An 18622-nucleotide genomic window follows, 5' to 3' on the forward strand; every position below is an offset into this window, starting at 1 on the left:
ATCGTCGATTTAAAATCAACGATACCTTTTAAGTTATTTCAATGTTAAACTTATTTTCTATATACTTACTAAACTTTAATGAAAAATTTAATTGATCCACATCATTTTCAACGGCTTTTTTTAATAAATAAAAAAATGAATTGTGATTACATTTTTTTATATTATTGTAGTAATCTCTTGATAATTTCCAAAACTTTTGAGGAAAAGATAAGTAAGATAAAATATATTTGTATTCATTAAAATTCAAAGGATGAACTTTCTCATATAATTCAAGACACTCTATCGTGAGGTCAGTATTCCAATTTGTAGCATCTCTTCTTAACAACCTTCTTAAAAAATATGAAATATCATGAGTACAATAATCAAGAGAGCATTTATCAAAATCAATTGTCCAAATGTTACCATCCGTGCCAAAAATAATATTTTTATTTACATAATCAAGATGGCATAGAGAAATACTTAAGTTATCATTGCAAATAGAAGCAGCTGTTGTAAGAGAAATCTTTGCTAGAGTTAAGTTTATATCAAAGTGCTGCAAAAATTCTTTTGAAAATTTATCTTTATAATTAAACGCCAAATTAGAACAATTCAAAAGTTGTTCAAAGTGCTTTTTTATTGACGAATAGATGTCGTTAAAGTTTTTGCGTATAAAGCTTCCTTCAATTGGAGTAAAGTTTTTACATATGTTATGAATAAGTGACAGATTATATATAGATGATAAAATCTGTTCTTTATTATCATAATTGCATTTATCACCATCTATCCATGGAGTCAAAATAAATAGCATGTTACTATAGTTTACAAATCTGCTGTTTTCTTTTGTGGCTAATATTCTGGGAACTTTTATGCCATATCGAAATAACCACTCTACTGCAGAATATACAAAAAGTAAATCTTCTTTTGAAAAGTAAACTTTTTTTAAACAATAGTTTTGATCTAAATTAGTTACTTTGTAAACAGCTCTTTGTTTATCTGTATTCTTAAACTTAACCCTTTTTATATCTGCATATTCAAGGTTATAATAGGGAAGCACATATTTCCTCGCATTTTCTTCAGATAACAGATTACAATTATTGTGTTTTGCAACTGAATAGGGCATTAAATAACACTCCTTAAAAAGCTATCTTATTATAATAATATTAAAAAACTTTTTACAATATACATTAATATTAAAAAAGGAGTTTTTGTTATTAATATAGAATTACATAAAACATAAGTTTTATAATTTAATATTTAAATATGAGAATATTTTTTATTGCTAAATGGGAAAAATAACAATTGAATTTAAATAAAAAAGGAAATTTAAAATTTGTATAGAATATGATAATATATTATAATCTTTGCAAAAAATATATATTTATTTAGAAGGAATATAGTAACTTATGTCGAATATATTAATTCTTGTACAATAAAATATGATAGGTGGGAATGTTTATTGATATCGGAAGATGTCGTTGAAAAAGTAAAGTATTCAAATGATATAGTTGATGTTATATCTGAAACTGTAAAATTAAAAAGGTCTGGAAAAAATTATATTGGATTGTGTCCATTTCATAATGAGAAGACACCATCCTTTAGCGTGTCTATAGATAAACAAATCTATAAGTGTTTTGGCTGTGGTGAGGCAGGCAATGTAATAACTTTTGTTATGAAAACTAGGAATTTAACTTTTCCAGAAGCAGTAGAATCTTTGGCAGATAGGGCTAATATAGATATACAATTTAAAAATAAGGGCAGTAATTCACAAAAAAGATCATTTCAAAAATTATATAAAATAAATATAGAAACTGCTCGATATTTTTTTAATTGCCTCCAAAAAAATAAATTAGCTAAACAATATTTGTTCAATAGAGGAATAACTGAATATACTATTAGAAAGTTTGGATTAGGTTATTCGCTTGTTGGTTGGCATAACACAATTAATCATTTAAAAATTAAAGGATTTACAGAATTAGATATGCTGGAAGCTGGCCTCATAATTAAAGGTCAAAAGGGGTCTTATTATGATAGATTTAGAAATAGAATAATGTTTCCAGTTTTTGATTATAGAGGCAGAGTTATTGGATTTGGTGGAAGGGTTATGGATGATTCAAAACCTAAATATTTGAATTCACCAGAAACAGCTTTGTTTAAGAAAGGCATAAATCTTTATGGATTGAATTTTGCTATAAAAAATAATGTAAATAGGACACTTATTATAGTAGAAGGATATATGGACTGCATATCATTATGCCAATATGGTGTGAGTAATGTAGTTGCTTCGTTGGGGACGTCTCTTACGTTAGAGCAAGCACGACTTATAAAAAAGTATGCTGATAAGGTTATAATTTCTTATGATGCAGATAGTGCAGGGCAAATGGCTACAATGAGAGGTATTGAAATACTTAAAGAAGCTGGATTGGATGTAAAAGTTTTAATTATTCCACAGGGTAAAGATCCAGATGAGTTTGTAAGGAATAATGGTAAGGATAAGTTTTTGGAACTTGTGGATACATCGATGTCACTTATAGATTATAAAATAGATAGGATAAAACAAAAGTTTGATTTCAATAAATCTCAAGATGTTGTATCGTATTCTGAGAAGGTTTTAGAAGTTCTTAATGGATTAGATCCTATAGAAAAAGGTGTATATATTAAAAAGTTATCGGAACAAACTAAGATTCGTGAACAGGCATTATACGATATGTTAAACAGTAGTTTCCAAAAAAATGTAAGAAAACAAGAAAATATGAATATTGACAATAATTTTGGACAAAAATTATATTTAGAGCCTGCATATTTAAAGGCAGAAAGATGGATCTTAAAGTTTATGCTTGAAGATAATGAATCATTTCAATATATAGTTCAAAATTTTAGTAAGGATGAATTTATACTTGAAAGTCATAAAAAAGTGTACGATTATATCGTGCAAAATATACAATATGAAGAAGGAGAAAAAGAAAGACGTATAGAACTTAGATGTAATGAATTAGACACAGAAAAAGAGTGGATAAACATATTAGATTTAAAAATAGTATATGATAAAAGTGAGTATAAAGATATTATAAATGATTATATAAATATTATCAAAAAGTTTAAGCTTAAGAAGAGCAAAAATTATATTATAAATAAAATAAAACAATGTGAAAAAAATGGTGAAATTCAGGAATCCCTAGAATTAGCACAAAAACTTATAGAAATACAAAAAAAGATTGGTGGTATACGGTAATGGCTGAAGGAGGAAAAAAAATGAAAGATAAAAGTGCAAAGATGAAAATAGTTAAAAAACTTATAGAAAAAGGTAAAAAAAATGGCACTTTGACTTATAAAGAGATAATAGATGAACTAGATGAAATAGACTTGAGTCCAGAGCAAATTGAAAAAATATACGAAATATTAGAATCTATGAATATAGAAGTTACTGGTGATATACATCAAGCTGAAGCTGAAGCTGATGAAAAAAAATTAGATTTATCTGTACCTGAAGGCATTGCGATAGATGATCCAGTTAGGATGTATTTAAAAGAAATAGGTAAAGTACCATTACTTTATCCTGAACAAGAAGTTGAATTAGCACAAAGAATTGAAAATGGTGAATTGGCTGCTAAAAAGAAGCTAGCTGAGGCCAATTTAAGACTTGTTGTAAGTATTGCAAAGAGATATGTTGGAAGAGGAATGTTATTCTTGGATTTAATTCAAGAAGGAAATTTAGGTCTCATAAAGGCTGTTGAAAAATTTGATTATAGGAAAGGATATAAGTTCAGTACCTATGCTACATGGTGGATAAGACAGGCAATAACTAGAGCAATAGCAGATCAAGCTAGGACTATAAGAATACCTGTACACATGGTTGAAACCATAAATAAATTAGTGAGGGTTTCAAGACAGCTGCTTCAAGAATTAGGTAGAGAACCTCAGCCAGAAGAAATAGCAAAGATTATGGAGATGCCTGTAGATAAAGTAAGAGAAATAATGAAAATAGCTCAAGAGCCAGTATCCTTGGAAACACCGATAGGCGAGGAAGAGGATAGTCATCTTGGAGATTTTATACCAGATGATGAGGCGCCGGCACCAGCAGAAGCAGCAGCTTTTACAATGTTAAAAGAACAACTTATAAATGTTTTGGATACATTGACTCCAAGAGAAGAAAAAGTATTAAGACTTAGATTTGGATTGGATGATGGAAGAGCAAGAACACTTGAAGAAGTTGGAAAAGAGTTCAATGTAACTAGAGAGAGGATAAGACAGATAGAAGCAAAAGCACTAAGAAAATTAAGACATCCAAGTAGAAGTAAAAAATTAAAAGATTATTTAGATTAAATGAATAATAAGAAGAGAAACTTTTAAAGTTTTCTCTTTTTTTATGTATATGGAATTATGGTATAATGAGAAAAAGAAGGTGATGGTGTGAAAAACTATAAATCAACTAAAGGTCATGGAGTATTATCTATACTTGGAATTACTGCAGTATATGATTTGTTGATTATAACATTATTATTTATAGTAAATTCATATGAGATATCTACCTTACTAAAGATTACTATAATAGTTTTTAATTTGTATCAAATATACTATATACTTATTTATAGTTCCCTAGAATACTCGATTGATGATTATAATATTTATATTAAAGGTTCATTTGGATTAAAAAATTTAACTATACCTTTTAAAGATATAAAAGGATATAAGCAAGAATCAGGGCATATAAAAGGAATTAAATTATCTGGATATGGTAAAAATCATTTTGCAATTGGAAGAGCCATAATAAAAAAAATAGGCTCTACATATATGTTTGTTACATCTACTAAAAATGTTATTTACCTAAAGACAGATGATGCAAATTATGGATTATCACCGGAAAACTTTAATGATTTTAAATTGCAGCTGAATAATAAAAATATATATGAGATGGATTGGGAATATAAACCTAATAAAAATATAAACCTTTATAAAGATAAAAAATTTTTTATACCATTTTTAATAGTGGCTGTAGTTGTACTTGTGATTACATTTAATCCAATAATTCTATATTTAAATAATAGACTTCCAAATAAAATGCCTTTAAGTTTTAATTCTAATTTTATAGCAGTAGAGTTTGGTACTAATAAACAATTTGCATTTAAACAGATGTTTTATGGCTTACTCAATATGGCAGTACTATTTTGTATGTACAATGCAGCGTACTTGTATGCAAGATATGATAGAAAGTCCGTATATAAGTTTATTTATATACCACTTATATTATCATCATTTTTTCTTGTAGTGCAAATTAGAATACTGAGTAGATTTATATGAAGTAAAGGGAATGGAGAGTAACTAATTATGGAATTGAGTAATAGATTGAAAACTGTTGCAATGATGGTTGACAAATGTCATTGTGCTGCTGATATAGGCACTGATCATGGATATGTTCCTATATATCTTATAAAAAACAATATATGTGAAACTGCAGTAGCTTGTGATATAAATAAGGGACCGCTTCATAAAGCTCAAATTAATATAAATTCTTATAATTTGAAAGATAAAATAGAATGTAGATTAGGTAATGGATTGAATAAGTTAAAGCCAGGAGAAGTTCAAGGTATTATAATTGCTGGAATGGGTGGAAATTTAATAAGGGATATTTTAGAACAGGGATTAGAAGTTTTTAAAAATGCAAACTTTGTTGTACTGCAGCCTGTTCAAAACCCAGAAATTCTAAGAGAGTATATTTATAAAAAGGGATATAAAATATTAGATGAAAACTTATGTATTGACGAAAATAAATTTTATGAGATAATAAAAATAGTATATGATAACAAACCTAAGATTGTAGATGAAATATTTTATGAAGTAAGTAAAAAATTAATAGATATTAATCATCCTGATATAAAAAAATTTATTTTGGCAAAAATTAATAGATATAAGACAATACTTGAAAATATAAAAGATACTAGCGATTTAGCTTTAGAAAGAAAACATGAAATAAAAAATAAAATTCGAAAATTGGAGGAAATATTAATATGTCTTTAAAAGTAATGGATATAAGCAATATAATGGAAGAACATGTACCTTCAAAATTCAAGGAGAGCTATGATAATGTTGGACTTATGGTTGGTGATAAAAATTGTGAAGTAACTTCTATACTTGTAGCTTTAGATTGTACTATGTCTGTTATTAATGAAGCCATACAAAAGAAGTGTAATCTTATATTGACGCATCATCCATTATTATTTAAAAAACCATCCAGCATAACTACAGATACTCTTTTAGGTAAGAAAATAATAAGCTTAATAAAAAATAATATAAATTTATATTCAAGTCATACAAACCTGGATTCTGTAAGAGGTGGAATTAATGATATAATAGCAGGTCTTTTAGATTTAACTAATTGTAAAACTATAGATCCTTCCCCGTTTAGAACAGATGATGATGAAGTTTCTGGTATAGGTAGAATTGGCGATATTAGTGAGCCTATTATGCTATTAGAGTTATGTGATAAAGTAAAAATGTGTTTGAATGTACCATACTTAAGGTTTTGTGGAAATGAAGCTAAGTTAATTAAAAAACTAGCAGTTATAAATGGAAGTGGACAGAGCTATTTTGAAAATGCTAGGAAAATGGGAGCAGATTGTATAATAACTGGTGATACATCATATCATTATGTGAGTGATTTTGCGGAAGAAGGTATTGCTGTAATAGATGCAGGACACTTTGGAACTGAATGGGCTGGAATAGAAGTATTTGCTAGATGGCTCAAAAATGTAATAGAATTTAAAGGGTTTAAAAATTCTGTTTTATTATCAAAAACAAATAAAGATCCATATAAATATAAGTAGGAATGAGTATGCAAAATTCTCATTTCTATTTTTTTATAAGTTTATATAAGATTTTAAGCCCGCAAATACAATATTAACTATTTTAATATAAATAAAAATCGTGCTATTTTAGGAGGATAAATTTATGGATTCATTAAAGTTACTTTTAGAAGTTCAAAAAAATAGGGAAGCAATAAAAAGATATAATGGTGTACTTAAGGATAACTCATATATATCTACGTTAAAAAAGATGAAAGTAGAATTTGAAAAAAATAAGGGTAAGTTTAAACAAAAAGTTAGTGAAATAGAAAAAGTGAGGCTTAATTATAAGAAAACAAATGAAGAATTGGTGAGGTCAAAGAAGGAATTAGAGGAATTAAAGTTTAAACTATACAATTATGCAGGATGTGATTTGAAATTTATAAATGCACTTCAAAATGAAATTAGCACTAAAGAGGAAAATATGAAATCTTTAGATGATAAGTCTTTGGAATTACTTGAAGAAGAGGAAAAGTTGAGTTTAGATATTGAAAAGTTTAGATCTAAGTTATCTGAGTTTAAAGATAGTTTTTATAACTATAAAAAAGCTGCCAATGAGAAATTAAATGATGCCAAAAGTGGTATTATAAAAAATACAGAGTCCATAAGTAAAATAGAAAGTGTTCTTCCAAAGGAACTTCTAAAAGAATTCAATAAAATATTTAATCTAACAGGAATAGGTGCTGGTGAATTAAACAAACATACTTGTTCAGCATGCAGAATGAAAGTATCTTCATTAACTATAGATTATATAAAAAAAGGTGAAAAAATAGTTTATTGTGATAACTGCGGAAGAATAATATATTATAATGATGCAAAATAGTAAGATAACAGTCAGTGAAATTTTGTGGTAAAAATTTCATTTGTAATTGATTTAAAGATATGATATTATAATACATGCGAGTAAGTCGAACAATCGCTGCCGTTCTTACGGGAGAGGAAAGTCCGAGCTCCATAGGGCAAGGGTGCTGGGTAATACCCAGTCAAGGTAACTTGAAGGAAAGTGCAACAGAGATATACCGCCAAAGGTATTTATAATATACTGGCAAGGGTGGAAAGGCGAGGTAAGAGCTCACCAGCGCAATGGCGACTTTGCGGCTATGTAAACCCCATCTGGAGCAAGATCAAATAGAGAAGTGTCTTACAACATTTGTTAGTAAGAGAGGGCGGCCCGTCCTTCTTCTGGGTAGTATCGCTTGAATTTACTGGCAACAGTAAGTCTAGATAGATGATTGTTTAAACAGAACTCGGCTTATAGATTTAGTCGCATATATACCGTGAAAAGCATTAGGTTAACGCCTAATGCTTTTCTAATTTAAGGCCTAATAAAAAGGATACCCCAGTAATTTATAATACGGTCATTACTTAGGCATCCAAATGGAGGATAAAACTATATAAGTTGTAATATATTTAGATTTAAATAATTGCTATAAATAAATTATATCATTAATTATATATAATGATAAAGAAAAATATAAATAAAAAGTGAACTAAAGGTGTACTTTAATTCACTTTTTATTACATTATTCACTTAATTTTAATGATAGGGTTTTATTCTTGCCGTCCCTTGAAATCTCTATTTTAACAGTATCTCCTGAATTATGACTAGCTTTTATTTTATTTATGTCATTTACTGATTTTACTGATTTACCATCAAATTTTGTTATTATGTCTCCAGGCTGAAGACCACATTTCTCAGCTGGACTAAACTCTTCTAACTGTACTACATATACACCTTCAGGTTTATTATATTCTTTTGCTACTTCAGGGGTTATATCTCTACCTGCAAAACCTATTTTTAAAATTGGCTTCAATAAACTATTGATTTTTGGTTTTACTATGTCTATAGGTATTGCAAAACCTAATCCTTCAACACCACTTCCACTTACTTTAGCAGAGTTTATACCTATTACTTGACCCAATGAATTTACTAGAGCACCGCCGCTGTTTCCTGGATTTATAGCAGCATCTGTTTGAAGTAATGTCTGTGATGAATTTCCAACACTTATTTGTCTATTAGTTGAACTTATAATACCTGAAGTTACAGAACCTAATAATTCCTTTCCAAGAGGATTACCTATTGCTACTACTGAATCACCAACTTGCATGTTATCAGATGAACCCAATTCAGCAACTGCCGGCATTTTTACATCTTTAGTTACTTTGATTACAGCTACATCTAAAGCTGAATCGTAATTTATAACTTTTGCAGGTACTTCTGTCTTATTATTTAAGATTACAGTTACTCGGTTTGCATTACTTATTACGTGATAATTTGTAAGTATATAGCCGTCATTACTTATAATGATTCCTGAACCCATACCATCTTCTTCATTACTTTCGCTGCCATTATCGAAAAATCCATTACTATAGCTGCTTGTTGATTTTACCGATACACCTACTACTACAGGTCCTACCTTCTTAGCTATTTCAGAAACAGTTAACCCGCCTTTAGATGATGATACTGTAGATGCAGAAAGAGATGGAGAGTTTGTGTTGGCATTTTTAATTATATTTTCATATAATGGTGTATTCGTAAATGCACTTGATTTAGGAATTATATATAAGCAAGCTAAGGTAGAAATACCTCCACCTAAGATACTGCAAATTAATCCAACTAATACATAGGAAATTATCTTGCTAAACTTTTTCTTGTTAAATTTTTTCTTAAAATTTTTATTGTTTGTTGTTGTATCTTTTACATTATGAAAGTCATCCATTATTGGTTTACCCCCTAAAATTTATACTAATTTTATACTAACATATTTAACAATTGAATTAAGAAACTTTATATAATTATATTAATTTAATATTGTGACAGTTTTATGACAAAATTGTTAAATCAATATAACAATTTTTAAAAGGCATATTAACATATTATATTGATTATTTAATTTGACAACAAATAATTAATGGTATATAATTATATTTTAGTCGCTTAAAATGATAAACAAATTATTTTATTGAAGAAAGTAATTGTGATTTCGTATTAAAGGTTAAAAAACTAAAGATAAATAATAAGATTTAAATGAATCTAAAAACTTTAATAATCTATTCATATGAATAGAGTTTTTTTATGGGTTTCAAACAAAATTAATTTATATAAAAGGTATTTAGAATATAAATTAACTTTAGATATTGAGGCCCTATAAATTTTGAAAAAAATATACAGGAGGTAATCGCTTATGGAGAGATCAGAAGACTTAGGAAAAGAATCAATTGGCAAGTTACTACTTCGTTTTTCTATTCCAGCAGTTATAGGAATGGTAGTAAATTCTTTATATATTATTATAGATAGAATATTTATAGGTAGAGTAGTTGGAGCTATGGCTATATCTGGAGTAAGCCTTACTTTTCCTATAGGTATTATAATCATGGGATTTGGTATGCTTATTGGGGTAGGAGGTTCAGCTTGCATATCGATAAGATTAGGACAAAATAGGAAAGATGAAGCTGAAAAGATATTAGGCAACTCATTTATTCTGCTTATAGTTATCTCAATTTTAGTTACCATTGTTTTATCAATCTTTATAGATCCAATACTTAAGTCATTTGGAGCAAGTGCAAATACTATAGAATATGCAAGACAGTTTATAAGTATAATAATATATGCTTCCGTTATTCAAAATCTTGGATTTGGGTTAAACAATATTATTAGGGCAGAAGGAAATCCTAAAAAGGCAATGATGACTGCATTAATAGGAGCACCAATAAATATATTGTTAGACTATATCTTCATTTGTGTTTTGGGATTTAAGATAAGAGGAGCAGCTATTGCAACTGTCATATCTCAAACCATTACTTGTATATGGGTAGTTACTTATTTCTTAGGTAATAATAGTATGTTAAAATTAAAAAAGGAAAATTTCAAATTAGAAAAAAATATTGTTTCAAATATAATTGCAATAGGAATGGCTCCTTTTGCAATGCAGGTTGCATCTAGTGCTGTTAATATAATATTAAATAAGAGTTTAGCTGTTTATGGTGGAGACTTGGCTATAGGAGCTATGGGAATAATAAGTGGTATATCAACCTTAGTTTTAATGCCTATATTTGGTATTAACCAAGGGGCACAGCCTATAATAGGATTTAATTATGGTGCAAATAAATATAAACGTGTAAAAAAGACACTAATAATTGCATGTATTGTTGGAACTTTAATTTCATCTGCAGGTTCTTTAGTAGTTCAAATTGCTCCAACAGCGTTAGTACAATTGTTCAATAAAAATGATGCCAATTTAACTAATATAACCGTTCATGGACTTAAGATATATATGCTTATGTTTGCTATTGTAGGATTTCAAATAGTTAGCTCAAACTTTTTCCAAGCTATAGGAAAAGCAAAGACAGCAATGTTCCTTGGACTTTCAAGACAGGTAATAGTTTTGATACCAATGATTATTATATTACCTCATACATTTAAACTGGATGGAGTATGGATGGCAGCACCTATATCGGATTTTATAGCATCAATAATAACAGCTGTATTTTTATTAATTGAAGTTAAAAGACTTAATTGTAAAGAAGAAAGTGAAAATTTAGAACAAGCTAGTACTAAGATATCATTAGACTGTGCAAAATAACTAGATTAATATTTAAAAATTATGCTTGAGAAGTGATTTTATGTTAGATAAAGATAGTATACTTGGTTTACAATATGAAAATTTAATGGATAAGTCTAAAAGAAAAGATTATGGTACTTTTTATACACCAGATTTTATAATAGATTATATAATGGTAAATACTTTGGAAAAGGTTAATGTAGTTAAAAATCCTTTTCTAAAGGTATTAGACCCTTCTTGTGGAAGTGGTTATTTTTTGATTAAAGCATATGCTGTATTGCTAAAAAAGTTTCTAAGTTCTATAGAAAAAATTAAAGATAAGTATTTAAATTACATATATATCGATGGCGGGATTAAAGTAACTGGCGGCGAGTATTGGGTAAAAGAAAATATGCCTTATCATATATTAAAAAATTGTATATATGGTTCTGATATAGATAATAATGCAGTTGAACTAACTAAACTGAATCTCATAAAAGCGGCTAAGCGTAATTTGAATATAAATGATAATATAGTTTGTTGTAACAGTTTAATCAAGTGGGAAAACATGAATGGTAATAAAAAGCTGCATAATTTTTGGAATAGTTCGTATGATTTTGTAGTTGGAAATCCACCGTGGGTTTCAATGAAAAGAAAATATGGCAGAAATATAGATAAATCTTTGATGGAGTATTACATTAAGGAGTATAATGGAAATTTATATTTACCTAATTTATATGAATATTTTATAAAACGGTCTTTACAAGTTTTAAAAGACAGCGGTAAGATGGCTTTTGTAATTCCTAATACATTTGCAAGAAACTTACAGTATATGTTTTTTAGAAGAGAAATATTAACTGAATATAATATAACGAATTTAGCTTTTGAAATGAAGTTTCCAAATATAATTACTGATATAATGATTATGATTTTAAGTAAAAGTCATGACAATAATAATAGAGTATGTTTAGATATATATAATAAGAGAAAGTATTATGTGTACCAAAGTGTGTATTTAAATAATAAAAACTGCGAATTTTCATATGAAGCTAATAATTTAAATAATATTATAAAAGCCTCTATGGAGGATAATAGCATTTCATTAGGAGACATTAGTCTTACATTTACTGGATTTATAGGTCAAAAAACAAAGATAACAAAGGAAAAGACAAGTAACACACAAGTAAAAATACTTAAGGGACAAAATATATCGAGTTTTAAAATACTTGGTACAAATTATTATGAGTTCAATAAAGATACTATAAAAGGTGGAACCAAAGATATTAAAAAATTAAAATGCAAAAATAAAATAATTGTTAGAAAAACAGGGAATAGTATAATTGCGGCACTAGATACGGATGGAATTATTATTGAACAATCATTATATGGTGTAATAAATTTAAATGAGAAGTTTTCATATAAATATATTTTAGGTATTTTGAATTCCAAATTAATTCAATGGTATTATTTGAACTTTTTAATTACAAATGAAAAGTCTGTTCCACAGATAAAGAAATATCATTTAGATTCTATACCAATAAGATACTGCAGTGAGAGATATCAAAGCTTAGTTGGAAAAATTGTTGATATGTTAATTTGCAGTGATCAATCAAAAACAAAATTACAAAATGATTTAGATAATATTATATTTAAAATATATGGTATAGATGAAGTATATATAGATATAATTAATTCATCATTTGAATTTGGCAGCAGATCTAAAAGAAAAATACGAACATTATAAGAAAAAAATAAAAAAATGTATTGATTTTATATAGTATCAATGTTAATATATACACTATAAGATAGTTTAATAATTTAAGTCCGTATAATCTTGATAATATGGTTCAAGAGTTTCTACCAGAGTACCGTAAATCTCTGACTATGGGTCGATCCGTTGGATATTATATAAACAGATTAGTTTCTAATTCCGGATTTACTCGTAATCCTGAATATAGGAACTTTTTTTATATTTTGGGGAGGATTCAAATAATGTACTTAGAAAAAACTAAACCAGACAAACATAACAAAACTTTTTTGGACTCATTTTTTCATTTATCAGAAAATGGTACTGATGTCAAGACAGAAGTGCTGGCAGGAATAACAACTTTTATAACTATGGCTTATATAATTTTTGTTAATCCTAATATTTTAATGCAAGCTGGAATGAATGCAAAAGGTTTAATGGGAGATGCAGCTGTGAAAGCAGGTATATCAGCTATAAATGATCCAGTTGTAGCTTCAATATTTACTGCAACGTGTATAGCAGCAGCAGTAGGTACTTTTGTAATGGCACTTTATGCTAATCTTCCATTTGCACAAGCACCTGGAATGGGACTTAATGCATTTTTCACATATACTGTTTGCTTAACGTTAGGATATACATGGCATCAAGCATTAGCAGCAGTATTAGTATCAGGAATTTTATTTATTATAATTACAGTAACTTCAATAAGAGAAAAGATAGTAGATTCTATTCCACAAAATTTAAAATTTGCAATATCAGGTGGTATAGGTCTCTTTATAGCCCTTATAGGTTTAAAAAGTGGTGGAATAATAGTAGCAAATCCAGCAACTTTGGTTGGTTTTGGAAGTTTTACAAATCCACATACTCTTGTTACTGTAATTGGAATAACAATTACAGCAATATTAATGTCAAGACAGGTTAAAGGATCTATATTGATTGGAATATTACTTACTACTATAATAGGTATTCCTTTTGGAATTACACATTTGCAAGGTATAAAATTGATAAGTGCACCGCCTTCACTTGCTCCTACATTCTTTTCATTTGATTTTAAGGGATTACTTGGAATTGGTAAGGCTGGTATACTTGGAGCTTTTACTAGCATAATAATGGTAATTATAACTTTTAGCTTAGTTGATTTATTTGATACAATAGGAACATTAGTTGGTACAGCTCAAAAAGCTAATATGCTGGATGAAGATGGTAAGGTTAAAAATATGCACAAGGCTTTGTTATCAGATGCAGTTGCAACTACTGTAGGTTCGTTTCTTGGAACTAGTACTGTTGTAACATATGTTGAGTCAACTGCAGGTGTATCACAAGGTGGAAGAACTGGATTAACTTCATTTACTACAGGGGTTATGTTTATTTTAGCTATGTTCTTCAGCGGATTAGTTGGAATAGTTCCTTCAGAAGCTACAGCACCAGCACTTGTAATAGTTGGAGTTCTTATGATGGGCGCTGTAAAAAATATAGATTTTGATGATTTTACTGAAGCACTGCCAGCATTTCTTACCATAGCGTTAATGCCATTTAGTTATAGTATTGCCAATGGTATAGCAGCTGGAATAATCTTTTATCCTATAGTAAAGATAGTTACAGGAAAATATAAAGAAGTTCATCCGATAATATATATACTTGCAGCATTATTTATTTTGAGATTTGTATTAATGCCGTAATAATTTAACTTTTAATTAATTAATAAACCTAGAATAAAGGTCTTTAAAAATCTGTTTACTGGATTTTTAAAGACCTTTATTTAATTTTAGATTGTAAATTATTTATTAATCGTGATTATTTTGTATTGAGTTCATATAATGAATAAACTAATATTATATCATCCTATTTTAATGAAGGTGATTTTAAAATGAAAGTTAGAAAAATAGTTATATTACTCATATTAATTTTTACTGCGGCTATAATATTAACTGGTTTGGATATAATTTGCTTTGGTAATAATGCTGTACCAAAAAGGTCAGATTGTATAATTATCTTAGGATGTAGAGTTTACGGAAGCACTCCAAGTAGTTTTTTGAAATCAAGAGTAGAAAAAGGATTTGAGCTTTATAAAGATGGTTATGGAAAGTATATTATAGTATCTGGAGGAAGAGGAAGTGGAGAAAATATATCCGAAGCTGAAGCTATGAAAAGATATTTAGTGTCTAAAGGAATGGATTCTTCTAAGATATTGATAGATGATAAATCAGCATCTACTATAGCTAATCTTATAAATTCTAAAGCTATAATGAAAAAGAATGATTTGAAAACTGCAGTAATAGTTTCAAATAAATATCATTTGAATAGAGCATCTCTTATGGCAAAACATGAAGGTATAGAAGCAAGTTGTTCAGGTGTTTTTGTTGCATCACATAAATATGATGAAGCTTTAGGTTATATTAGAGAAATACCAGCTTTGTTTAAATATTATATTATAAAAATGCGTTTGAAACTATTTTAAATTAGAGGGAAAATTCAAAAAACATAGAATATATACACTATAATGATGAAAAGTATTTAGGAGGTATTGACTATGGGTAAAGTTTATTACTGTAATGACTGCAGGAGAGTGATAAATGACAGTGAATCATGTGATTATTGTAAAAGCAATAATATAAAAGAATTAAATTTAAAGGCACCTGTTAATGTGATTGGAACTAAAATTAAGGGCCGAATTCTAAAGTTTAAAAATGAATCCATTGATTTATTGGTAAAAGATGAGTTTAACAATAAAATGATTAAAGAATTTAAAGTAAACGAATTGAGAAAAATTTTGTAAAATGCAGATAAAAGATTACCTCATAACTTTTACGTTATGAGGTATAAATTTATATAAAGTTGGAATTAATCTATAAAACTGTTCCAGTAATCACCATAAGCTAAATCCAATGGGGTTTCCTTTTTTGTTAAGTCAACATGATATGATTTAGCCAATAGTTTTATGAAATCATTTGTAGATACATTGGATTTGGATATTAAACTATCCATTTGTCTTTTTACGTCTTCTGAAATTTCAAGGTTATAGTTATTAATCATGATATATCCCCCTAAAAAATAAATTATTTATCCTATAATATAAATTATAGTAATATATTATGTAAGAAAATTAAATCATATAACTTATATCTGCTATTTAAGTATAACATTTCTTCTTAAATAAAACAATAGTATATCTTATTTAATTTTAATGTGCTGTTTACTTATAGATTAGTGATATACAATTAGTGGTGTAGAAAATTATACCTATAAATTACATATATTCATGGATTCAAGGACATCTTTAGCACATTTAGCTATTAATTTATGTCCAAGTGGAGTTGGGTGTATTCCATCTATATATAATTCTTCAGGAAATTTATTTTTTAAACTTAACTCAAAGCATTTTTGAAAGTCTATATAATTAATGCTGTTTTTATTACAAAAATTTATGATCCAATTTCTGCAGGAGGATTGAATTGAATTTATGTTTTCATAATTTATGCTGCTGCTCCATCTTTCTTTTGCAATTGAAGGGTTTAAGAGAGGTTCTATCCCAATTATAGGAATTATATTGTGCTGCGAGGATTCCTTTACCAATTCGCTTAAATTTGATGTTACTGAGCTTAAACTTCTATTACACATGAAATCATTAGATCCTCCCATTATGATGACATAGTCCGGCGAATTTCCTATTATATCTTCATAAGATCTAGAAAGCATTCCTGCAGTTGTATCACCATTTACTCCTTTATTTATTAAATCTATATCCAATTCTGACTTGAGTAATTGAACCCAGGAATTTCTTTTAGATACACCATATCCAAATGTGAGACTATCACCTATACATACAAGTTTCACAAATAATCATCTCTCTTTCCATAAAATAAATGTTTAAAGGTTACTATATATTTGGTTTATATAACAATTATATTATAAATCGAAAAATAAAGGTATATTATAACTTAAAAAAATAATGTTTTGTACAGTACGAACAATATAATATAAAACAAGTATTTAATATTTATATATACGAATATTTTTTAATTTAATCATTAAAACATATTGATATTTTCACAGCACTATGCTAACATATGTATATAAGATAACTGAATAAGTCATCCATATAATCCTAATAATATGGTTTGGGAGTTTCTACAGGTTAACCGTAAATTACTTACTATGGATCTGAATTGATTAAAAATACAGAATTATTTTGCTGTATCTTTTATAGAATGTATAAATTTCACTAATCGGATTCTCCATACCATAGTGGAATTTTTGTTATTTACAGAATTTTTCATTACATTATACAAGGAGGAATAATAAATGAAAGTAGCCATTATTTTTGGAAGTAAGTCAGATACTGAAAAGATGAGAGGCGCAGCTAATGCACTAAAAGAATTCGATATAAAGTATGATGCATACATACTTTCCGCACACAGAGTTCCAGAAAAGCTTATTGAAGTTATAAGTAAAATAAATATGGAATGTGATTGTATAATAGCAGGAGCAGGTTTAGCAGCTCACCTTCCTGGAGTTGTTGCATCTCATACAACTTTGCCGGTTATAGGGGTTCCTATAAATGCTGCCTTAGGTGGAATGGATGCACTGCTGTCAATGGTACAAATGCCTAAGTCAATTCCAGTTGCAGCAGTAGGTATTGATAATAGTTATAATGCTGGTATGCTTGCCACCGAGATGCTATCTTTAAAATATCCTGAGATTAAAGAAAAGCTTATAGAATTTAGAAAAAATATGAAAGAAAAATTTATAAGAGACAATCAAGAAGGGGTGGAATTATAAAATGGAAAAAAGAGAATTATTATATGAAGGAAAAGCTAAGAAAGTTTATGCTGCAGATGACAAGGACAAAGTAATAATATATTATAAAGATGATGCAACTGCATTTAACGGAGGGAAAAAGGGACAAATATCAGATAAAGGCGTTTTGAATAATTCTATAACATCTATGTTATTTGAACTTTTAGAGAAAAATGGAGTTGAAACACATTTTGAAAAGAAGTTAAGTGATAGAGAACAACTTTGTAAAAAGGTTGAAATAGTTCCACTTGAAGTTATAGTTAGAAATGTTGCAGCAGGAAGTATGGCTAAAAGATATGGTATAGCAGAAGGTACAGAGCTTAAAACTACTGTTTTTGAAATAAGTTATAAAAATGATGAATTAGGAGATCCACTTTTAAATGATTATCATGCAGTAGCAATGGGAATAGCTACATTTGATGAGCTAAAAACTATTTATGAAATGACAGGAAAAATTAATGATATATTGAAGGAATTTTTCTTAAAACAGGGAATAAAGTTAATAGACTTCAAACTTGAATTTGGAAAGTTTGATGGAAAAATAATTTTAGCAGATGAAATTTCACCTGATACTTGCAGGTTGTGGGATGCAAAAACTAATGAAAAATTGGATAAAGATAGATTTAGAAGAGATCTTGGTAATGTAAAAGAGGCATATGTAGAGATCTTAAACAGAATAAGCGGAAAATAAAATTTTATTATAAATATGATGGTGGATACAG

Annotated in this window: 17 protein-coding genes, 1 other RNA gene and 2 riboswitches; of the genes, 14 read left to right on the forward strand and 4 right to left on the reverse strand. The window is 28.1% G+C overall.

The window, feature by feature from the left end:
- Positions 1–28: 28 nt before the first annotated feature.
- Positions 29–1099: a CotS family spore coat protein gene (locus EBB51_RS02565; protein WP_123053013.1), complete on the reverse strand. Its 1071-nt coding sequence runs from the start codon at positions 1097–1099 to the stop codon at positions 29–31.
- A 336-nt stretch (positions 1100–1435) separates the two neighbouring features.
- Between EBB51_RS02565 and dnaG the strand changes: the two genes are divergently transcribed.
- The 7 genes from dnaG to rnpB all read left to right on the forward strand — a co-directional run bounded on the left by dnaG (position 1436) and on the right by rnpB (position 8086).
- Positions 1436–3208, forward strand: a complete 1773-nt coding sequence (dnaG, locus tag EBB51_RS02570; RefSeq protein ID WP_123053014.1) for a DNA primase — start codon at positions 1436–1438, stop codon at positions 3206–3208.
- Positions 3208–4299, forward strand: a complete 1092-nt coding sequence (gene rpoD / locus EBB51_RS02575; protein ID WP_123053015.1) for an RNA polymerase sigma factor RpoD — start codon at positions 3208–3210, stop codon at positions 4297–4299. Before dnaG ends, rpoD begins: the two co-directional genes overlap by 1 nt.
- Before the next feature lie 87 nt (positions 4300–4386).
- The gene (locus tag EBB51_RS02580) at positions 4387–5274 is read left to right on the forward strand and encodes a PH domain-containing protein (RefSeq protein WP_123053016.1); all 888 of its coding nucleotides are present in this window, start codon (positions 4387–4389) and stop codon (positions 5272–5274) included.
- A gap of 27 nt (positions 5275–5301) precedes the next feature.
- Positions 5302–5991, forward strand: coding sequence for a class I SAM-dependent methyltransferase (locus tag EBB51_RS02585; RefSeq protein WP_123053017.1), 690 nt, complete (start codon positions 5302–5304; stop codon positions 5989–5991).
- Positions 5982–6797, forward strand: coding sequence for a Nif3-like dinuclear metal center hexameric protein (locus EBB51_RS02590; protein WP_123053018.1), 816 nt, complete (start codon positions 5982–5984; stop codon positions 6795–6797). The genes EBB51_RS02585 and EBB51_RS02590 overlap by 10 nt, the downstream gene beginning before the upstream one ends.
- A gap of 124 nt (positions 6798–6921) precedes the next feature.
- Positions 6922–7638, forward strand: a complete 717-nt coding sequence (locus EBB51_RS02595; protein ID WP_123053019.1) for a C4-type zinc ribbon domain-containing protein — start codon at positions 6922–6924, stop codon at positions 7636–7638.
- Positions 7639–7715: 77 nt separating this feature from the next.
- Positions 7716–8086: RNase P RNA component class A (gene rnpB / locus EBB51_RS02600), an RNA gene on the forward strand.
- A gap of 252 nt (positions 8087–8338) precedes the next feature.
- Here rnpB and EBB51_RS02605 read toward each other — a convergent pair.
- Complete coding sequence (locus EBB51_RS02605) at positions 8339–9535, reverse strand: trypsin-like peptidase domain-containing protein (RefSeq protein ID WP_123053020.1); 1197 nt, start codon at positions 9533–9535, stop codon at positions 8339–8341.
- 465 nt (positions 9536–10000) lie between these two features.
- Between EBB51_RS02605 and EBB51_RS02610 the strand changes: the two genes are divergently transcribed.
- The 5 genes from EBB51_RS02610 to EBB51_RS02630 all read left to right on the forward strand — a co-directional run bounded on the left by EBB51_RS02610 (position 10001) and on the right by EBB51_RS02630 (position 15879).
- A complete protein-coding gene (locus EBB51_RS02610) occupies positions 10001–11398 on the forward strand; it encodes an MATE family efflux transporter (protein WP_123053021.1) in 1398 nt (465 codons plus the stop codon).
- A gap of 40 nt (positions 11399–11438) precedes the next feature.
- The gene (locus tag EBB51_RS02615; protein WP_123053022.1) at positions 11439–13100 is read left to right on the forward strand and encodes a TaqI-like C-terminal specificity domain-containing protein; all 1662 of its coding nucleotides are present in this window, start codon (positions 11439–11441) and stop codon (positions 13098–13100) included.
- 60 nt (positions 13101–13160) lie between these two features.
- Positions 13161–13261, forward strand: a riboswitch (purine riboswitch).
- A gap of 87 nt (positions 13262–13348) precedes the next feature.
- The gene (locus EBB51_RS02620) at positions 13349–14782 is read left to right on the forward strand and encodes an NCS2 family permease (protein ID WP_123053023.1); all 1434 of its coding nucleotides are present in this window, start codon (positions 13349–13351) and stop codon (positions 14780–14782) included.
- Positions 14783–14970: 188 nt separating this feature from the next.
- Positions 14971–15561, forward strand: coding sequence for a YdcF family protein (locus EBB51_RS02625; RefSeq protein ID WP_123053024.1), 591 nt, complete (start codon positions 14971–14973; stop codon positions 15559–15561).
- 72 nt (positions 15562–15633) lie between these two features.
- On the forward strand, positions 15634–15879 hold the full coding sequence (locus EBB51_RS02630) for a hypothetical protein (protein ID WP_123053025.1): 246 nt from the start codon (positions 15634–15636) through the stop codon (positions 15877–15879).
- A gap of 65 nt (positions 15880–15944) precedes the next feature.
- Here EBB51_RS02630 and EBB51_RS02635 read toward each other — a convergent pair whose 3' ends face one another.
- On the reverse strand, positions 15945–16136 hold the full coding sequence (locus tag EBB51_RS02635; RefSeq protein WP_123053026.1) for a hypothetical protein: 192 nt from the start codon (positions 16134–16136) through the stop codon (positions 15945–15947).
- Positions 16137–16343: 207 nt separating this feature from the next.
- A complete protein-coding gene (locus tag EBB51_RS02640) occupies positions 16344–16937 on the reverse strand; it encodes a GDSL-type esterase/lipase family protein (protein WP_123053027.1) in 594 nt (197 codons plus the stop codon).
- A gap of 241 nt (positions 16938–17178) precedes the next feature.
- Positions 17179–17279, forward strand: a riboswitch (purine riboswitch).
- Positions 17280–17405: 126 nt separating this feature from the next.
- Between EBB51_RS02640 and purE the strand changes: the two genes are divergently transcribed.
- Both purE and purC read left to right on the forward strand, forming a co-directional pair.
- A complete protein-coding gene (gene purE, locus EBB51_RS02645; RefSeq protein ID WP_123053028.1) occupies positions 17406–17882 on the forward strand; it encodes a 5-(carboxyamino)imidazole ribonucleotide mutase in 477 nt (158 codons plus the stop codon).
- 1 nt (position 17883) lies between these two features.
- Positions 17884–18591 (forward strand): phosphoribosylaminoimidazolesuccinocarboxamide synthase, encoded by a 708-nt coding sequence (gene purC / locus EBB51_RS02650; RefSeq protein ID WP_123053029.1) that lies wholly within the window; start codon positions 17884–17886, stop codon positions 18589–18591.
- Positions 18592–18622 lie beyond the last annotated feature (31 nt).

It is taken from the genome of Clostridium sp. JN-1 (assembly GCF_003718715.1).
In the GTDB taxonomy this organism is placed as follows: domain Bacteria; phylum Bacillota; class Clostridia; order Clostridiales; family Clostridiaceae; genus Clostridium_AV.

Bases quoted from the DNA above. Each gene is read 5' to 3' on its own strand.
- EBB51_RS02620 (WP_123053023.1), top strand. From the start codon at position 13,349: ATGTACTTAGAAAAAACTAAACCAGACAAACATAACAAAACTTTTTTG.
- EBB51_RS02635 (WP_123053026.1), bottom strand. From the start codon at position 16,136: ATGATTAATAACTATAACCTTGAAATTTCAGAAGACGTAAAAAGACAA.
- EBB51_RS02605 (WP_123053020.1), bottom strand. From the start codon at position 9,535: ATGGATGACTTTCATAATGTAAAAGATACAACAACAAACAATAAAAAT.
- EBB51_RS02610 (WP_123053021.1), top strand. From the start codon at position 10,001: ATGGAGAGATCAGAAGACTTAGGAAAAGAATCAATTGGCAAGTTACTA.
- EBB51_RS02630 (WP_123053025.1), top strand. From the start codon at position 15,634: ATGGGTAAAGTTTATTACTGTAATGACTGCAGGAGAGTGATAAATGAC.
- purE (WP_123053028.1), top strand. From the start codon at position 17,406: ATGAAAGTAGCCATTATTTTTGGAAGTAAGTCAGATACTGAAAAGATG.
- EBB51_RS02565 (WP_123053013.1), bottom strand. From the start codon at position 1,099: ATGCCCTATTCAGTTGCAAAACACAATAATTGTAATCTGTTATCTGAA.
- EBB51_RS02615 (WP_123053022.1), top strand. From the start codon at position 11,439: ATGTTAGATAAAGATAGTATACTTGGTTTACAATATGAAAATTTAATG.
- EBB51_RS02595 (WP_123053019.1), top strand. From the start codon at position 6,922: ATGGATTCATTAAAGTTACTTTTAGAAGTTCAAAAAAATAGGGAAGCA.
- EBB51_RS02585 (WP_123053017.1), top strand. From the start codon at position 5,302: ATGGAATTGAGTAATAGATTGAAAACTGTTGCAATGATGGTTGACAAA.
- EBB51_RS02590 (WP_123053018.1), top strand. From the start codon at position 5,982: ATGTCTTTAAAAGTAATGGATATAAGCAATATAATGGAAGAACATGTA.
- EBB51_RS02625 (WP_123053024.1), top strand. From the start codon at position 14,971: ATGAAAGTTAGAAAAATAGTTATATTACTCATATTAATTTTTACTGCG.
- rpoD (WP_123053015.1), top strand. From the start codon at position 3,208: ATGGCTGAAGGAGGAAAAAAAATGAAAGATAAAAGTGCAAAGATGAAA.
- purC (WP_123053029.1), top strand. From the start codon at position 17,884: ATGGAAAAAAGAGAATTATTATATGAAGGAAAAGCTAAGAAAGTTTAT.